Source organism: Actinoplanes lutulentus, from assembly GCF_003259845.1.
Classification (GTDB): domain Bacteria; phylum Actinomycetota; class Actinomycetes; order Mycobacteriales; family Micromonosporaceae; genus Actinoplanes; species Actinoplanes lutulentus.
Genome location: NZ_QLMJ01000018.1, coordinates 160,829 through 175,049, shown reverse-complemented (window position 1 = coordinate 175,049; position 14,221 = coordinate 160,829). Strand labels below are relative to the sequence as shown.

Annotated in this window: 13 protein-coding genes; 8 read left to right on the top strand and 5 right to left on the bottom strand. The window is 70.6% G+C overall.

All coding sequences use genetic code 11. The annotated features are described in order from the left end of the window. Positions 1 to 3: 3 nt before the first annotated feature. A complete protein-coding gene (locus tag B0I29_RS33060; protein WP_111653050.1) occupies positions 4 to 1,263 on the top strand; it encodes an alpha/beta fold hydrolase in 1,260 nt (419 codons plus the stop codon). Here B0I29_RS33060 and B0I29_RS33055 read toward each other — a convergent pair. Continuing rightward, complete coding sequence (locus tag B0I29_RS33055; RefSeq protein WP_111653049.1) at positions 1,235 to 2,110, bottom strand: SDR family NAD(P)-dependent oxidoreductase; 876 nt, start codon at positions 2,108 to 2,110, stop codon at positions 1,235 to 1,237. The two genes, B0I29_RS33060 and B0I29_RS33055, sit on opposite strands and share 29 nt — an antisense overlap. A 60-nt stretch (positions 2,111 to 2,170) precedes the next feature. On the opposite strand from B0I29_RS33055, the gene B0I29_RS33050 reads away from it, so the two are divergent. Further along, a complete protein-coding gene (locus B0I29_RS33050; RefSeq protein ID WP_111653048.1) occupies positions 2,171 to 3,118 on the top strand; it encodes an AraC family transcriptional regulator in 948 nt (315 codons plus the stop codon). A gap of 142 nt (positions 3,119 to 3,260) precedes the next feature. After that, positions 3,261 to 3,863 carry a fascin domain-containing protein gene (locus B0I29_RS33045; RefSeq protein WP_111653047.1) on the top strand — a complete coding sequence of 201 codons (603 nt, stop codon included), beginning with the start codon at positions 3,261 to 3,263 and terminating at the stop codon, positions 3,861 to 3,863. A gap of 156 nt (positions 3,864 to 4,019) precedes the next feature. Here B0I29_RS33045 and B0I29_RS33040 read toward each other — a convergent pair whose 3' ends face one another. From B0I29_RS33040 to B0I29_RS33030, 3 genes are read right to left on the bottom strand one after another with little or no spacing between them, the layout of a single operon-like run. Continuing rightward, on the bottom strand, positions 4,020 to 5,642 hold the full coding sequence (locus tag B0I29_RS33040; RefSeq protein ID WP_111653046.1) for an ABC-F family ATP-binding cassette domain-containing protein: 1,623 nt from the start codon (positions 5,640 to 5,642) through the stop codon (positions 4,020 to 4,022). A gap of 53 nt (positions 5,643 to 5,695) precedes the next feature. Next, positions 5,696 to 6,127: a PPOX class F420-dependent oxidoreductase gene (locus tag B0I29_RS33035; protein WP_111653045.1), complete on the bottom strand. Its 432-nt coding sequence runs from the start codon at positions 6,125 to 6,127 to the stop codon at positions 5,696 to 5,698. A gap of 28 nt (positions 6,128 to 6,155) precedes the next feature. Beyond that, positions 6,156 to 6,974, bottom strand: a complete 819-nt coding sequence (locus B0I29_RS33030) for a PhzF family phenazine biosynthesis protein (protein ID WP_111653044.1) — start codon at positions 6,972 to 6,974, stop codon at positions 6,156 to 6,158. Positions 6,975 to 7,087: 113 nt separating this feature from the next. On the opposite strand from B0I29_RS33030, the gene B0I29_RS33025 reads away from it, so the two are divergent. Together B0I29_RS33025 and B0I29_RS33020 are read left to right on the top strand one after the other, a co-directional pair. Then, complete coding sequence (locus tag B0I29_RS33025; RefSeq protein WP_111653043.1) at positions 7,088 to 8,512, top strand: sigma 54-interacting transcriptional regulator; 1,425 nt, start codon at positions 7,088 to 7,090, stop codon at positions 8,510 to 8,512. A gap of 2 nt (positions 8,513 to 8,514) precedes the next feature. After that, positions 8,515 to 10,464, top strand: coding sequence for a vWA domain-containing protein (locus B0I29_RS33020; RefSeq protein ID WP_375790606.1), 1,950 nt, complete (start codon positions 8,515 to 8,517; stop codon positions 10,462 to 10,464). 584 nt (positions 10,465 to 11,048) lie between these two features. On the opposite strand, the gene B0I29_RS33015 is transcribed toward B0I29_RS33020, so the two are convergent. Further along, positions 11,049 to 12,005, bottom strand: a complete 957-nt coding sequence (locus B0I29_RS33015) for an AraC family transcriptional regulator (RefSeq protein ID WP_111653041.1) — start codon at positions 12,003 to 12,005, stop codon at positions 11,049 to 11,051. Positions 12,006 to 12,356: 351 nt separating this feature from the next. Between B0I29_RS33015 and clsA the strand changes: the two genes are divergently transcribed. Genes clsA through B0I29_RS33000 form a run of 3 tightly spaced genes read left to right on the top strand, consistent with a single transcriptional unit; the run spans position 12,357 to position 14,208 of the window. Then, positions 12,357 to 12,977: a cardiolipin synthase ClsA gene (gene clsA, locus B0I29_RS33010; protein WP_111653040.1), complete on the top strand. Its 621-nt coding sequence runs from the start codon at positions 12,357 to 12,359 to the stop codon at positions 12,975 to 12,977. Beyond that, positions 12,974 to 13,879 (top strand): DUF881 domain-containing protein, encoded by a 906-nt coding sequence (locus B0I29_RS33005; RefSeq protein WP_111653039.1) that lies wholly within the window; start codon positions 12,974 to 12,976, stop codon positions 13,877 to 13,879. The genes clsA and B0I29_RS33005 overlap by 4 nt, the downstream gene beginning before the upstream one ends. Further along, positions 13,876 to 14,208, top strand: coding sequence for a small basic family protein (locus B0I29_RS33000; RefSeq protein ID WP_014445295.1), 333 nt, complete (start codon positions 13,876 to 13,878; stop codon positions 14,206 to 14,208). The genes B0I29_RS33005 and B0I29_RS33000 overlap by 4 nt, the downstream gene beginning before the upstream one ends. Positions 14,209 to 14,221 lie beyond the last annotated feature (13 nt).

Below are 14,221 nucleotides of genomic sequence, written 5' to 3'. Positions count from 1 at the left end.
TTGGTGATCGCTCACCCGGGACTGCGTTTCACCGACCACACCGTCACCGTGCCGCTTGATCATCGGAAACCCGGTGTGGCCGGGATCGAGATCTTCGCGCGCGAGGTGGTGGCGGCCGATCGGGTGGGCGACGATCTGCCGTGGCTGCTGTTCCTGCAGGGCGGTCCGGGCGGGAAATCGCCGCGGCCGCTGCGGGCGGACAGCTGGCTGGCGCGCGCTACGCGTACCCATAGGGTTTTGTTGCTGGACCAGCGGGGGACCGGGCGCAGTACGCCGATCACCGCGCGGACCGTGCGGGACATGCCGGCGGACCGGCTCGCGGCGTTTCTCCGGCTGTTCCGGGCGGACAGCATCGTCGCGGACGCGGAGATTCTGCGGGAACGGCTGGCCGGCGGCTCGAAATGGGACACGCTCGGGCAGAGTTACGGCGGTTTCGTGACGATGGCCTATCTGTCGGCGGCGCCGCAGGGTTTGCGGAATTGCTATGTGACCGGTGGGCTGCCGGGTCTGACCGCCACGGCCGACGATGTTTATGCCCGGACCTATCCGCGGGTGGCCGCGAAGAATGCCGAGTTCTATCGAGCGTTTCCCGAGGACGTGGCGGGAGTGCGCGCGGTCGCCGATCACCTGGAGTCCGCCGATGTGCGGTTGCCGGACGGGGATCGGCTCACCGCACGGCGGTTGCGGCTTCTCGGGAACGCTTTCGGGATGAGTTCCGGGTACGCGCAGGTGCACTGGCTTTTCGAAGAGGCGTGGCACGGTTCGTGGTTGTCGGACACGTTTCTGCACGAGGTGATGCGGTTGACGGGGTTCGTCGACACGCCGTTGTTCGCGCTGCAGGAGTACTGCTACGGGCGGCAGGGAGTGGCCTCCGGCTGGGCCGCGTCACGCCTCATCTCGAGATATCCGGAATTCGGGGAGAAGGCGGACCCGCTGCTGTTCACCGGCGAGATGATGTACCCCTGGATGTTCGCCGAGATCGCCGCGTTGCGGCCGTTCGCCGGCGCCGCCGATCTGCTGGCCGCCGCTGATGACTGGCCCGATCTCGTCGACGTGGATCGTCTCGCGGGCAACGAGGTGCCGGTGCTGGCGGCGGTGTACGCCGACGACATGTACGTGGACGCGGAGCTGTCACTGCTGACCGCGTCGACTGTTGGCAATGTTCGCACCTGGGTGACGAATGAGTACGAGCACGACGGCCTCCGGACCTCCGGGGACGCCGTGCTCGGGCACCTCATCGAGATGGCCGCAGGGCTTCGATAGCCAGATCCCACAGCCGGTCGGCGTTCGCGGGGTCTACCGACCAATGGGCAACGCCCGCGTGCAGGCCGGTCCCGCCCGGCACCACGCCGGCGATCTGCACGTCCTCGTCGAAGTACCGCCCGGTCACCCCGTCGATCAGCGGTGACGCGGCGAGCAGCACGGACGCCGCCGCACCCTGCTCGGGAGTCTTGAAGTTGTCCGGGTGGATCAGCTCGCCGGTCTGATCCATGGCGCCCATCGCCTGCATCGTCGCGTCCGAGAGGTGCCGCTGCAGGCTGGTGTGGATGCGCCCGGGGGCGAGCGCGTTCGCGGTCACACCCCATTTGCGGGAGAGCGCCACGGCCAGCAGGACGTCGGCGGTCTTCGATTGGGCGTACGCCACCCACGGGTCGTACGCCCGCCGCTCGAACTGCGGGTCGTCGAAGTCCAGGCCCGCGTTGAGCTGGGCGCCGGAACTGACCAGCACGATCCGGGCGTCCGCTGTCAGGTGCTCGCGCAGGCCGGTGATCAGCGCGAAGTGGCCGAGGAAGTTGGTGGCGAGCTGCATCTCCCAGCCGTTGCGGGCGCGGGTCAGCTCCGGCAGCGCCATGATCCCGGCGTTCGCGACGATCGCGTGCAGCGGGCCGGTCCAGGCGTTGGTGAAGGTGTTGATCGACGCGGGGTCGGCCAGGTCGAAATCGGCGCGGCTCGTCGCGATCACCTCGGCGCCGGCATCACGCAGCGCCTGGCTGGTGGCGAGACCGAGCCCGGAGCCGCCACCGGTGACCAGAACACGCCGGCCGGTGAGATCAAGGCCGTCGAGAACGTCGGCGGCGGTGGACCGGGCGGTGAAGGGAGTAACGATCATGTGCTTCACGCTATGTCGCGATCCCTGGACGATGAATGGTTCTGAGTCCAAGATAGTTGCGTGAGCGTCCAGCATGGTGATCCCCTTGACGACGTCCTGGCCCTGGCCGGCGTGACCAGTAGCCTCTCCACCGCCCTCGTGGCCGGCGGCGACTGGGCCATCGACTTCGAACCGCCCCTCGCCGTCAAGTTCAACGCCGTCGCCCGGGGCAGCTGCCTGCTGACCGTCGACGGCGTACCCGGACCGATCCCGCTGGCCGAGGGCGACTGCTTCCTGCTGATCCAGCCGCGTGCGTTCACCCTGGCCAGCGGCCCGGGCGTTCCGCCCGTCCCGGCCGGCCCGATCTTCTCGGCGGCGGCTTCGGGGGTGGCCCAGGTCGGTGAGACCGCTGGGGTACGCGTGATCGGCGGCCGCTTCGACTTCGGCGACCGCGCCCGGGAGCTGCTGCTGGACGCTCTGCCGCCGGTGATCCACGTGCCGGCCGGCACCGCCGAGGCACAGACCATCCGCTGGTCCCTGGCGCGCATCGACGAGGAGCTGGGAGGCCGCCCCCTGGCCTCCACCCTGGTCACCGAACACCTGGCCATGATCATGCTGATCCACATCCTCCGGCTGCACGTGGCAGGCGGCGGTCCTGGTCTTCTCGCCGGGCTCGCCGATCCGGTGGTGGCGCCGGCGCTGCGGGCGCTCCATGCCCGGCCGGAGCGAGCCTGGACCGTCGCAGATCTGGCCGAGGTGTCCGCGGTCTCCCGGTCAACCCTCGCCGCGCGGTTCCGGCAGGCGATGGGCCGGGGACCGCTCGACTACCTCACCGGCTGGCGGATCGAGCTCGCCGCCGCCCGGCTCCGGCGCGGCGACGGAACGGTCGCGGCCATCGCGCACGCCATCGGGTACGGCTCGGAGAGCGCCCTGAGCACCGCCTTCAAACGGGTGACCGGCAGTTCCCCGCGCGACTATCGCCGAGCACTGGCGACCCGGATAACAGCGCCGGCCGGCGACACGGCATGACTGCGCCGCTCGTTGGCGGCCGCGCTGTTCGGCGGCGGACGAATAGAACCGGCCCGGCGGCGTGTTCCCGGCCCGCTTCTACACCAGATGAGTCATATTGTTTCGTGACAAATCCGGCATATCGCTCGAAGGGGTCCCCCAGATGTCTCGCATCCGGTACATCGCCGCCATCTCCGCAGCAGCCTGCCTGGCCGTACCCGCCGCCGCTGCCCTCGCCGCCTCCCCGGCAACGCCGGTATCCCCAGCCACCGTCACCGGCCAGACCGGCCTCTCCACAAACGCCGCCGAGGCCGGGCACGCTGCTCAGGCCGGGCACGCGGCACCGCCCGCTGCCATGATCTGCAGCATCCAGACCCGGAGCGGCCACTACGTGACAGCGGTCGGCGGCGGTGGTCAAGCCGCCAACGCCATGCGCACCGACGCCACGGCGGTAGGCGCCACCGAGCGCTTCCAGCTGATCGCCCTCAGCGCGACCACGTTCGCCGTGCGTACCGCCAACAAGAGCTACATCAGCGTCGTCGGCGGCGGAGGCCGCAAGGCCGACGTGATCCGCTCGAACGCCAAGACCGTGGGCGCCAACGAGAAGCTGTCCGTGGTCCCGCTCTCCGCCGACGGCTGGTCCGCGATCCGCACCCCGAGCGGCAACTTCCTCACCGCGGTAGGCGGCGGCGGCCGCCGCGCCGACGTGGTCCGCTCCGACGCCAAGAAGATCGGCCCCGACGAGCGCTTCAAGCTCGCCTGCTGACCCCCGGCTCAACGCCACGGTCGCCGCGCAGTACAGCCGGGGACCGTGGCGTTAAGCCCGTCCCCGGCTGAACGCCACGGTCACCATGCTGTGCAGCCGGGGACCGTGGCGTTAAGCCCGTTCCCCGGCGCCTAAGACCGTACAACCGGGGGAACGTCAGCCGGAGACCTTGCCGTCGGCCACCTCGAGGTGGCGGTTCGTCGACACCGCGGACAGCATCCGCCGATCGTGCGTGACCAGCAGCAACGTCCCCGTGAAACTCTCCAGCGCCGACTCCAGCTGCTCGATCGCCGGCAGATCCAGATGGTTCGTCGGCTCGTCGAGCACCAGCAGGTTCACCCCACGCGCCTGCAACAGCGCCAGCGCCGCCCGGGTCCGCTCGCCGGGCGACAACGTCGCGGCCGGCCGCATCACATGCGCCGACCGGAGCCCGAACTTCGCGAGCAGCGTCCGCACGTCGGCGTCACTCCACGTGGGAACCACCTCGCCGAACGCCCGCATCAGCGGCGTCTCGGACAGGAACAGCCCGCGCGCCTGGTCGACCTCGCCGACCACCACGCCCGGGCCGAGGTGCTGCGAACCGGACTGCAGCGGCACCCGCCCGAGCAACGCCGCGAGCAGCGTCGACTTGCCGGCGCCGTTCGCGCCGGTGATCGCGACCCGGTCGGCCCAGTCGATCTGCAGCGTCACCGGCCCGAGAACGAACGACCCGTGCGACACCACCGCGTCGCGCAGCGTCCCCACGACCGCACCGGCCCGGGGCGCCACCGCGATCTCCATCCGGAGTTCCCACTCCTTGCGGGGCTCTTCGACGACGTCGAGGCGTTCGATCATCTTCTCGGTCTGCCGGGCTTTCGCGGCCTGCTTCTCGCTGGTCTCGCCGCGCTGACTCTTCGCGATCTTGTCGTTGTCCGGTGCTTTGCGGCGGGCGTTGCGCACGCCCTTGTCCATCCAGGCCCGCTGGGTCCGGGCGCGTTCGAGGAGGTCCTCCTTCTTGTCGGAGTAGTCCTCGAACTCCTCGCGGGCGTGCCGCCGGGCCCGCTCACGCTCGGACAGATACGACTCGTACCCGCCGCCGAACAGGTTGACCTGCTGCTGCGCGAGGTCCAGTTCGAGGACCTTGGTGACGGTCCGCATCAGGAACTCACGGTCGTGACTCACCACCACGGCTCCGGCGCGCAGACCGTCCACGAACGCCTCGATCTGCGCGAGACCCGCCAGGTCGAGGTCGTTCGTCGGCTCGTCCAGCAGGTAGATGTCATAGCGGCTGAGCAGCAACGACGCCAGCCCGGCCCGGGCCGCCTGGCCACCGGACAGCGACGTCATCGACGCGTCCAGGTCCAGGTCCATGTCCAGGGCGGCGGCACGCTCGTCCAGGTCGGCCCCGCCGAGGTCGAGCCAGCGTTCCAGCGCCGCCGCGTACCGATCGTCGGCTCCGTCGGCCGAGTCCGCGAGCAGAAGAGCCGCCGCGTCCATCTCTTCCTGAGCAGCGGTCACCCCGGTGCGCCGGCCGAGGAACGCCAGGACGGTCTCACCCGCGCGTCGCTCCCGCTCCTGCGGGAGATATCCGACATTGGCGGTGGGCGGGCTGAGCGAGACGCTTCCGCTCTCCGTGGGGATCAACCCCGCGAGGGTACGCAGAAGCGTCGTCTTGCCCGCCCCATTGACCCCGACCAGACCGATCACGTCGCCGGGCGCGACGACGAGGTCGAGCCCTGCGAAGAGGGTGCGGTCGCCGTGCCCAGCGGCGAGTTCCCGGGCGATCATGGTGGCGCTCATCAGACGCCATCCTAGGTTCCGCCCCCACCGGACAAATCAGCGCACCGGACAGGTCAGCGCAGCGCGGCCCCATAGACATGGTCGACCGTCATCGTCATCAGGACCCGGCGGTCGGCGACCATCACCGACCGGTACTCGTCCCAGTCCGGATGCTCCCCGGCGGCCCGCCGGTAGTAGTCGACGAGCGCCTCCACCTCGGGGCCGTCCGGCTCGGTGCCCGGCCCGGTGAGGGTGGCGATCCCCTCGGCGGTGGCCCAGGACCAGCCGTCGGCGCTGGTGACCGAGAGGGTGGCGCGGGGGTCGCGGCGCAGGTTGATGGTCTTGGCGCGCCCCTCGGTCATCGAGACCAGGATGACCCCGGCCTCGGTGTCGTAATGGGGCGTCACGGGGGAGAGCTGCGGCCGGCCGTCCGCCTTGATCGTGGCGAGGACACCGATCCGGCTCTCCGCGAGCAGGGTGCGCGGGTCGAACAGGGTTGCCGTCATGAGAGGTCCAGCCTCACCCGGACAGCGCTTATTCCGGGATCGGGGCGCCGGGTCCGCTGACCCGCACACCGGTGACGTCCGGGGTCAGCCGGACGGTGAGACGGCTCGGCCGGCCCATGTCGTCGCCCTGGCGCAGGTGCACTGTCGCGTCCGCGCCGACCAGGCCGAGCGCGCGCAGGTAACCGCCGAAGGCCGCTGCCGCCGCGCCGGTCGCCGGGTCCTCGTAGACGCCGCCGATCGGGAACGGGTTGCGCACGTCGAACGCATCCTCCGCCGTCCGGTGCACCAGCTGGATCGTCGTCCATCCGCGCGAGGTCATCAGCGCTTTCAGCGCCGGCACGTCGTAGTCCAGCTCGGCGAGGCGCTTCCGGCTGGTCACGGCCAGGATCGGATGATACGCCCCGGCGTACGCGACGCGGGCCGGCAACTGCTCGTCCAGATCGGCGGCGTCCCACCGCAGCGCCCCGAGCAGCGCCGCCAGATCGTCGGCCGCGAGATCGGTGACGTGCGGGTCCACGCTGGTCAGCGTCGCCACACCGTCGGTGGAGACGACGACCGGAACCTCGCCCGCATTGGTGACGAACAGGTGCGAGCCCGGTCCGAGCGCCACCGCCGTGGCGACCGTGGCGTGCCCGCAGAACGGCACCTCGGCGAGCGGGCTGAAGTACCGCACCCGCAGGCCCGCGCCGGCCGGCCCGGTCACGAAGGCGGTCTCCGAATAGCCGACCTCGGCCGCGATCTTCTGCATCTGGTCGTCGTCGAGTCCGGCCGCGTCGAGGACCACACCGGCCGGGTTGCCGCCGCTGGGATCCGAGCTGAATGCCACGTACCGCGCAATGTCTGTCATGAACGAAGCGTGCGCCGCGGCAGGGAGGGTGAGCGAGAGCCAATCTCGCGGCCCTGGATGCGTCCCACGTCACAGTCCTGGCATGTCGGGGCGACAGGAGTAGCGTTCTTGCGGTGACAAAGGCTCCTTCCGCGATCACACCCATTCCTCCCGCCGACCTGCCGCGCACCCTGGGCGAGCTGCGTGCCACCGGGCACGAGTTCCGCACCGTGAAAGAGGAGTTGCGCGACAACCTGCTCGATCGTCTCCGTTCCGGGCAGCCGCGTTTTCCCGGCATCGTCGGTTATGACGACACCGTCCTGCCGGAGGTGGAGCGGGCGCTGCTCGCCGGGCACGACATGGTGCTGCTCGGTGAGCGCGGCCAGGGCAAGACCCGTCTGATCCGGTCGCTGACCGGGCTGCTCGACGAGTGGACCCCGTTCATCACCGGCTCGGAGCTGCACGAGCACCCATACCTTCCGCTCACCCCGGCCAGCCTCCGGCTCGCCACCGAGGCCGGCGACCTGTTGCCGGTGTCCTGGCTGCACCGCTCCGAGCGGTACGGCGAGAAGCTCGCCACCCCGGACACCAGCGTCGGTGACCTGGTCGGCGACGTCGACCCGATAAAGGTGGCCGAGGGCCGTGCCCTCGGTGACCCGGAGACGATCCACTTCGGCCTGGTGCCCCGGACGAACCGGGGCATCTTCGCGGTGAACGAGCTTCCCGACCTGGCCGAGCGCATCCAGGTGTCGCTGCTCAACGTGCTGGAGGAGCGCGACATCCAGGTCCGTGGCTACCAGCTCCGGCTGCCGCTCGACCTGCTGCTCGTGGCCTCCGCCAACCCGGAGGACTACACCAACCGGGGCCGGATCATCACCCCGCTCAAGGACCGGTTCGGCGCGGAGATCCGCACCCACTACCCGGTCGACCTGGAGCTGGAGACCGCCCTGATCCGTCAGGAGGCGTCCCTGGTCGCGTCCGTCCCGGAGCACCTCATCGACGTCCTGGCGCGGTACACCCGCGGCGTGCGCGAGTCGCCGTCGGTGGACACCCGCTCCGGTGTCTCGGCCCGGTTCGCGATCGCGGCCGCCGAGACGGTGGCGGCGTCCGCGCTGCGCCGGGCCGGCCTGCGCGGCGAGCGGGAGGCGGTGGCCCGCATCTGCGACGCCACCTCGGTGACCTCCACGCTGCGTGGCAAGGTCGAGTTCGAGAGCGGCGAGGAGGGCCGGGAGACCGAGATCCTGGCGCACCTGCTGCGGGTCGCGACGGCCGAGACGTTCCGGGACCGGCTCGCCGGCCTCGATCTGTCCGGCTTCACCGACCTGGTCGCCGACGGCGCGATCATCCAGACCGGTGACCTGGTCAGCGCCGAGGACCTGCTGGCGCAGATCACCACGGTGCCGGGCCTGGCCAAGGTGCTCGACCGGCTCGGTCTCGGCGACGCGCCGAGCCCGGGGCAGGCGGCCTCCGGTGTGGAGTTCGTCCTGGAGGGCCTGCACCTGACCCGGCGGCTGGCCAAGGAGCTGACCGACGACGGCCGCACCCTGTACGGGAGCTGACCGTGTCCGTCTTCCGATACGGGCAATGGCAGGACGGTCCGGATCCGCTCGCCCCGCCGTACGACGTGCGCGCCGCCGTCGACGAGATGGGCGAGCGGGTTCTCGAGGGCGACAGCCTGCGGGACGCCCTGCGCGACCTGATCCGGCGTGGCCCGCGCGACGGCCGGGGTCTCGACGACCTGCGGGCCCGGGCGCAGCGGCTGCGCCGGGACGCGCTGCGCCGGGGCAATCTGGACGGCGCGGTCACCCGTGCCCGGCAGCAGCTCGACCAGGCCCTGGCCGCGGAGCGGGACACGCTCGCGGCCCGGGACGACATGGACGCGCGGTTCGCCGAGGCGCAGCTCGACAATCTGCCGCGGTCGGTCTCCCAGGCTGTTTCGGAGCTGTCCTCCTATGAGTGGGCGTCGTCCGAGGCACGGCAGATCTACCAGCAGATCCTTGAGGGTTTGCGGCAGGAGGTCGTGTCGCAGCGCTTCGCCGGGATGAAGCAGGCGTTGCAGCAGGGCGATCTCTCGGCTGTCTCCGAGATGGTGGGTGACCTCAACCGGCTGCTCGACCGGCACGCCCGCGGCGAGAACACCGAGGACCAGTTCCGTGACTTCATGGACAAGCACGGGCAGTTCTTCCCGGACAACCCGAGCAACGTCGACGAGCTGATCGACTCGCTGGCCCGGCAGGCCGCCGCGGCCGAGCGTCTGATGCGGTCGCTGAGCCCGCAGCAGCGCGAGGAACTGCAGAACCTGATGGCCCAGGCCATGGGGGATGGTCCTCTGCAGGGCCAGTTGTCCGAGCTCACCGACAACCTGCGCTCGCTGCGCCCCGGCCTCAACTGGGGTCGCGGCGAGCGGATGCGCGGGCCTAACGATCTGGGGTACGGCGACGCGGCGTCCGCACTGGGCGAGATCGCCGACCTGGACGAGCTGATCGACCAGCTCGGCCAGGAACACCCGGGCGCGACCCTCGACGACGTGGATGTCGAAGCCGTCGAGCGGCAACTGGGCCGGGGCGCCGCCGACGACCTGCGGCGGCTCCGCGAGCTGGAGCGTGAACTGCGCCGGCAGGGCTGGGTGCAGCGTGACGACGAGGGCCTCACCCTCTCCCCGAAAGCGCTGCGCCGACTCGGCCACACCGCGCTCTCCGCGATCTTCAAGGACATCGCGGGCGGCAAACGCGGCGAGCACGACATGCGCGACGCCGGAGCCGCCGGCGACCTGATCGGCTCCTCCCGGCGCTGGGAGTTCGGCGACGACCAGCCGCTCGACGTGGTCCGGACCCTCGGCAACGCGGTCCGCCGCCGGGCCGCCTCCCGAGACGTCAAAACCCTTCCGGTACGCCTGGAGCCCGACGACTTCGAGGTGGCCGAGACCGAACGGCGCGCGTCCGCCGTGGTGGCCCTCTGCGTCGACCTGTCCTACTCGATGTACGCCGACGGCCGCTGGGGCCCGATGAAACAGACCGCCCTGGCCCTGTCCCACCTGGTCGCCACGAAATACCCGCAGGACGCGCTGCAGATCGTCGGCTTCGGCAAGTACGCGCAGACGCTCAGCCAGGGCGAACTGGCCGCGATCGAGCCGACCATGGAGAAGGGCACCAACCTGCAGCACGCGCTCAAACTGGCCGGCCGGCACCTGCGCCGGCACCCCGGCGCCGAGCCGGTGGTGCTGGTGGTGACCGACGGCGAGCCGACCGCGCACCTGGAGGACGACGGCGAGGCGACGTTCTGGTGGCCGCCGATGCCGGAGACCGTGCGGGCCACGGTCCGCGAGGTCGACCTGCTCACCCGGTTCGGCGCCACGCTGAACGTCTTCATGCTCGGTGAAGACCCGGGCCTGCAACGCTTCGTCGGCAAGGTCGCCGAACGCAACGGCGGCCGCGTCTTCAGCCCGGAACCGGGCGAGCTCGGCCGCTACGTCATCGACGACTACGTCCGAGCCCGCCGAGGCCGCCGCTAGCCCCCCGACCCTGACGCGGGGCTGCCCGTCTCGTCCTGGCTGACCTGGCGCGGGGCTGCCCGTCCCGTGTCGACTTCGGGTTCGATCCGCACCCGAAGCCGACACGCACGAGGGTGACCTGCCGGTGTCCGTGTCGAGTTCGGGTCAGCCGGCTTCCCATCGAGATCCAGGCGTGTTCTGGCTGGATAGCGCCCGGAACACGCCTGGATCTGGACGGCAGCCCCGCCCACGGGCGTGCTCGCCGCCGGCCCCGGGTCGACGTGGGGTGAGATCCGCACGGCCCGCTCCCCGTCCTGGCTCGACTCGCCGAGGCCGAGTTCCGCGAGCCGTAGCTCAGTGGTGTCATCGGCACCTGATAACGCCACTGAGCTACGGCTCGGCGGCGCGAGCCGTACGCCAGACCCGGAATGACGGGCCGATAACACCACTGAGCTACGGCTCGCGACACCCGACCGCGACCCACGCCACGCCACGGTTCCGGTTGCGGTTGCGGTTGCGGTTCGGATCTTGTGAGGTTTCGGCTTGCTGGGCGGAGCAACCTCACAAGATCGGGGCAGCGTCCCGGCGAACCGGCGCCACGCTGTCTACGTTCGCAGGGTGTCCGAGGGGGAGACCCCGTATCGCTCGCGGTACGCGGCGGCGAAGCGGCTCGGGTGGGTGAAGCCGTACCGGTAGGCGACCTGGGCGACCGTCGTTCCCGGCCGGGCCTGGCGTAGTTCCTCGTGCACCAGGCCCAGCCGGAGCTGACGCAGGTAGGTCATCGGTGGCATCCCGACGTACCGCTGGAAGCTCTGCTGCAGTGACCGCACGCCGACGCCGGCGATCGTGGCGAGGTCGGCCACCGTGAACGGGCGGCCCGGCTGCGCGCGCATCGCCTCGACTACCCGCCGGATCGCGCCCGGGGCGGCCAGGGCCGGCCGGCGGCGTTCCATGGCGTCGCGATAGCGGTGGCCGCTCGCCGTCAGCAGCCCGCTGACCAGGGTCTCCCGCAGCCGCGCGCCGATCACCGGGTGCTGGGTGAGTCCGGCCTCGCTGGTGTCGGCCGCGACCATCCGGGCCAGGCGGGCCCAGGCCGCGCCGGCGCCGCCGGTGACGTCGAGCATGGGTGTCAGGTCGATCGGGCCGCGGATCGGGGCGTCCAGCATCAGGGCCAGCTGGTTCTCCAGATCGGTGCGCGCGATCTTCACGGCGATGATCCGGCAGTCGCCGTCCCACTTGTCGATGACGGTGTTCCCGGTCGGTCCGAAGACGGCGGCGCAGGCGGCGGTGGCCAGCTGCGGCGCGGCGTTGCCCTGGTGGAAGGCCATGTCGCCGTGCAGCGGCATGTTCACGTGGTAGTAGCCGAGTTCCCCGGCCCGGATCCGGACGTCGACGCCGAAGCGCAGGTCGCCGACGGTGACGGAGTCGTCGCCACCGACCGCGAAGGACGCCGTCCAGCCTGGTCGCGGCGTGAGTACGTCGACGTCCAATGTGTAGAAGTAATGGTTCAAGACCTGGTGGGCCTGGTCGACGTCACGGATCGCGTGAGTTACGGGTAACACGCGGTACAGCTTGACGTTTCAATTGACGCCTTGCCAACCGGAGATTGCCGGCCGTGATCACTCCGCGCCGGTTCTGGCCTGAGAAAACGTAGATCGAAGCAGGTCGTTGTGAATGCCGACACGTGTGACCACCCGAACAGCGCCTGGCCACGGCTATGGCCTAGCCTCCTAGGATGAACTAGAGGGTGTGGCCACTGTGACGGCGCGTCGGCGGCGGGAACGCGGCTGGTTATAGTTGCTCGGCGAGTGACCGGGAATCAGGCGCATCCATCCGCGGGGGAGCGGGTGTGAAAGCGCGGTCACCCGCCAGGCGCCGAGCGGGGGCCCGGGCCGAGGGGGAGGGAATCTGTGATGTCGCAGCAGCCTGCGCCGTCCATCGAGACCTCCAACCGCATTTTCACGCTGCCCAATGTGATCAGCTTCCTGCGGCTGCTCGGCGTGCCGCTCTTCCTCTACCTGCTGCTCGTCGCGGAGCACGACATCGCCGCGGTGATCGTGCTGGCGATCGGCGGCTCGACCGACTGGGTCGACGGTTACCTGGCCCGCCGGATGAATTCGGTGAGCCGCCTCGGTGAGCTGCTCGACCCGTTCGCGGACCGGCTCTACATCCTGGCCACGCTCGTCGGGTTCACGGTTCGTGAGGTCGTCCCGCTGTGGCTGACCGCCGCACTGCTGGCCCGCGAGGTGGTGCTCGCCGTCGCGCTGCTGGTGCTGCGCCGCCATGGGTACGGCCCGCCGCCGGTCCACTACGTCGGCAAGACCGGCACGTTCCTGCTGCTCGCCGCGTTCCCGATCATCCTGCTGGCGAAAGCGGTGCCGTCCTGGGAGTCCTGGGCGTACCCGACCGGCTGGGGCCTGGCCTGGTGGGCACTCGGGCTGTACTGGGCGGCAGCGGCTCTCTATCTGGTCCAGGCGGCCCAAATCCTGCGCGCTGACCGAGAAAATCCGCACGTCGGCCGGGAGACGCCGTGACGGTTCCGGACCCGGACGGCGCTTCCACCGGCAAGCGCACCTACGGCCCCGACTTCCTGACCGCGCTGTTCCAGAACCCGCTCGACCCCGGTTACGCCGACGCGGCAGCCCGCAAGGCCGAGGGCCGTGGCCGCACCGGCACGGCCCGGCAGATCGCCTCCGGTTCGACCGCGCTGATGCTGCTGGTGATCGGTTTCCTGCTGGTGGTGGCCTATCGGCAGACGGTCGCCGAGGAGCCGGCCCGCACGGTGGCCCGCGACGAGCTGATCGAGCAGGTGGAGAACCGGCGCGACGAGACCGCCGAGCTGCAGGGCCGCGCCGACGAGCTGGCGGCGAAGGTCGCCACGCTGCGCGAGCAGAAACTGAGCGGTGAGGCCCTGGCGCAGCTGCGTGACCTGGAGGCGGCCACCGGCTTCGCCGCGGTGCACGGCAACGGCGCGAAGATCACCCTGGCGGACGGTCCGACGACGGTGGACCCGGTGACCGGCGAGCGCCGCACCGAGAGCCGGGTGAAGGACACCGACCTGCAGCTCGCGACGAACGCGCTGTGGAGTGCCGGCGCCGAGGCGATCTCCATCAACGGTCAGCGGCTCACCGCCACGTCGACGATCCGTCAGGCCGGCGAGGCGATCCTGGTCAACGTGCAGCCGGTCGCCACTCCGTACGAAGTGGTGGCGATCGGTCCGGGTGACCTGGCCGGCGACTTCACGTCCGGGTACGCCGGGCACTTCTTCGAGACCCTGGTCGCGCGGTACGGCATGTCGTTCGACGCGGCCGGGGTGAAAAACGTGACGCTGGACGCGGCGACCGAGCTGAAACTGCGGGTCGCGACTCCCAGCACTCCTTCCTCCAGCACCCCCGTGCCCGCGCCGTCGGGCTCTGCGTCGGAAGGCGGCCGATGATCGCCGTACTTGCCCTGCTCGCCGGTGTCCTGCTGGGCATCGTCTTCCATCCGGCCGTGCCTCCGGAGCTGGTGCCCTATCTGCCGATCGCGGTGGTGGCGGCGCTGGACGCGGTCTTCGGCGGGGTGCGCGCCAAGCTGGACGGGATCTTCGACGACAAGCAGTTCGTCGTGTCGTTCATCTCCAACGTGCTGGTGTCGGCGCTGATCGTCTACGTCGGTGATCAGCTCGGTGTGGGTGGTCAGCTGTCCACCGGCGTCGTCGTCGTGCTCGGCGTGCGGATCTTCGGTAATGTCGCGGCAATTCGCCGGCACCTGTTCCGGGCCTGAGACGACTGTGGGC